Source organism: Micromonospora orduensis (genome assembly GCF_006228125.1).
Classification (GTDB): Bacteria; Actinomycetota; Actinomycetes; order Mycobacteriales; family Micromonosporaceae; genus Micromonospora; species Micromonospora orduensis.
The window spans coordinates 1-2,299 of the sequence record NZ_VDFY01000026.1; the positions used below are offsets into that span (position 1 = coordinate 1).

The 2,299-nt window shown below is 76.9% G+C and carries 1 protein-coding gene and 1 pseudogene; both read left to right on the forward strand.

The window, feature by feature from the left end; all coding sequences use genetic code 11:
* Positions 1–2,004, forward strand: a 2,004-nt coding sequence (locus FHG89_RS00180; protein WP_139581824.1) for an FtsK/SpoIIIE domain-containing protein, incomplete at its 5' end; no start/stop codon positions are given.
* 2 nt (positions 2,005–2,006) lie between these two features.
* Positions 2,007–2,299 (forward strand): annotated as a pseudogene (locus FHG89_RS00185) (hypothetical protein); the annotation flags it as partial.

Sequence of the window (2,299 nt, forward strand, 5' to 3'; positions counted from 1 at the left end):
GCGCAGCACGCCGAGCCCGCCGCCAGGCATCTGCTGGTGGTCGTCGCCACCGCCGCACCGGCGCCGCGCGAGCTGGCCCGCCTCGCGGCACTCACCCACGCCGGCCCGGCCGCCGCCGTCTGCGTGCTGCTCGCCGGCCACCCGTCCCGGTTGCCCGGCGAGACCGCGCCGCCGCTGGGCGGCACCACCGCCATCCGGCTCTTCGAGGGGTACGCGCACGTCGGCGACCCGCCCGGCACACCGTTCAGCGCCGACGGCAGCGGCCTCGCCGCGCCCGTGCTGCTCGACGGCGACCCGCCGCCCGCCTCCGTACGCGCCCTCGCCGAGCACCTGGGCGCCGCCGCCCGCCGCACCGACGCGCTGCCCTTCACCGAGCTGCTGCCCGAGCGGCGCTGGGCCGAGTCGGCCGGCAACGGCCTGCGGACGGTCGTCGGCCGGGCCGGCCGCGCACCGCTGACCGTGGCCTTCGACGACGCCACCCCGCACTGGCTGGTCGGCGGGCGCACCGGTGCCGGCAAGACCGTCTTCCTCCTCGACGTCCTCTACGGGCTGGCCGCACGGTATTCGCCTGCCGAGTTGCAGCTCTACCTGCTCGACTTCAAGGAGGGCGTGAGCTTCACCGAGTTCGTGCCCACCACCCGCGATCCGTCCTGGCTGCCGCACGCCCGCGCCGTCGGCATCGAATCCGACCGCGAGTACGGCCTCGCCGTGCTGCGCGAGCTGCGCCGGGAGGCGCAGCGCCGGGCCAGGGCCCTCAAGCGGCACGGCGTCACCAAGCTCGCCGACCTGCCCCGGGACAATCCGCTGCCGCGCATCGTGGCGGTCATCGACGAGTTCCACGTGCTGCTCGCCGGCAACGACGCGCTGGCCCGCGAGTCCGTCGACCTGCTGGAGGAGCTGGCCCGCAAGGGCCGCTCCTACGGCGTGCACCTGGTGCTGGCCAGTCAGAGCATGACCGGCATCGAGGCGCTCTACGGCCGCGCCGAGGCGATCTTCGGGCAGTTCGCGCTGCGGGTGGCCCTGCCCGGCGGGGGTGGGGTGCTCGACCAGCTCAACGACGCCGCCGCGGCCCTGCCGATCGGCTCGGCCGTGGTCAACACCGCCGCCGGCGCGGTCGGCGCGGACACCGTGCTGCGCTTCCCCGACGCGCACGCCGCCGCGGCCGACCTCGCCGCGCTGCGTCACGAGCTGTGGCAGGCCCGCCCGCCGGGCTCGCGGGCGCCTGCGGTCTTCAAGGGGTACGAAGCCGCCCGGGTCGAGGACGATCCCACCTTCACCGGTCTGCGCCCCGGCGGCCGACGCCCGATGGCCCTGGTCGGCCGGACCGTCGACGTGCACGGCACCACCGCGCTGTTCCTGATGGACAGCACCCCCGGCCGGCACCTCGCCGTGGTGGGCACCGCCGCCGCCGGCGCGGACGTGCTGCGCGCCGCGACGCTGAGCCTGGCCCGCCAGCACACCCCGGGTGACGCCCGCTTCCTGCTGGCCTCGCTTGTCACCGACGCCGACCCGGTCGCCGACGACACCGACGCCGCGCTGCGGGCCGCCGGCCATCCGGTCCGCCGCGTCGACGCGGCCGGGCTGCGCGACCGGATCGTCGAGCTGGCCGCCGAGCCCGCCGGCCGCGAGTACCTGGTGGTGTTCGGCATGGACGCCGCCGCGCCGGTGCTCGGGGCCGCCGACCCGGTCAGTTTCCGCTCCGGCCTGGACGACCTGCACACCCTGCTGCGCCAGGGCCCCGCCCACGGGGTGCACCTGCTCGGCTGGTGGCGCGGCCTGCGCCGGCTCGCCGACGACCTCGGCGGCACCCAGAACCGCGACGACATCGCCTGCCTGGTCGCGCTCAACGTGCCCGGCCCCGAACTGGCCCTGCACCTCGGGGTCCACGACCTCGCGTACACGCCGCGCGCCGACCGGGCGCTGCTGGTCGACCGCCACGACCAGCGCACCAGACTGATCGTCCCGTTCGCCGGCGACGGGCACGAACCGGACGGGGAGCGTTGACGGTGTCCTTCGAGGAGTACGCGGCACTGGCTCGTCAGCTCGCCGAGCAGCGCCGAGCCGGCGAACAGCACGCCGCCGCCGAGTCCGAACGCCGCCGTGACCTGCACGCCGCCGTCGACTCCCTGCACCAGCGGTTGACCGCCCAGGGGCACCGCCTCGACCAGCTCGGCCGCGCGATCGGCATCGACCAGCCGGCCGCTGTTGCGCCGCCCGCGCCGGGGCACCCGGCTCCCGCACCCGGACCGGTCGACGGCCGACCCGCCGGCGCAGCCGGCGCGCCGGGGCGGGCGGGTGT